Raw genomic sequence first — 454 nt, 5'->3', positions numbered from 1 at the left:
ATTGGAGCGAGTAACGAGGTTCGAACTCGTGACCTCAACCTTGGCAAGGTTGCGCTCTACCAGCTGAGCTATACTCGCGTTCCATAGTGAGAATAATCTAACCGCTAGAAGTTTAAGGTTGCGCCTTTACCTTCTTGCAGCTGGGCTATACTCGTGTTCCTATTTTGGCTTAAATAGCCAAATGGTGCCCGGGGCCGGACTTGAACCGGCACGCTGTTACCAGCGAGGGATTTTAAATCCCTTGTGTCTACCAATTCCACCACCCGGGCTTGAGTTCTAACAGCAGATTCTAGTTCGCTAGATGACGCAAACAAATTTAGAGTCTCAATTGAACTGAGTGACCAACGGAAACAAGTTTACTTGTTTCAGCACAGTCAATTCGATTCGAAAGAATCAAAATCAGAATTCAATGAGCGCCGAATCTTCGGATTCAAAAAACTTTTAATTGAAGAGT

General features: G+C 44.9%; 2 tRNA genes. Both read right to left on the bottom strand.

The features are described from left to right. Nucleotides 1-2: 2 nt before the first annotated feature. Nucleotides 3-78 (bottom strand) — tRNA-Gly (locus tag C2M36_RS10125). Nucleotides 79-182: 104 nt separating this feature from the next. Next, a tRNA-Leu gene (locus C2M36_RS10120) sits at nt 183-269 on the bottom strand. Nucleotides 270-454: the final 185 nt, after the last annotated feature.

The sequence above is a fragment of the Pseudoalteromonas sp. T1lg75 genome (assembly GCF_002964705.1).
GTDB lineage: Bacteria > Pseudomonadota > Gammaproteobacteria > Enterobacterales > Alteromonadaceae > Pseudoalteromonas.
Note: the sequence above shows the minus strand (reverse complement) of the source record. Positions and strands in the feature narration are given on the sequence as shown.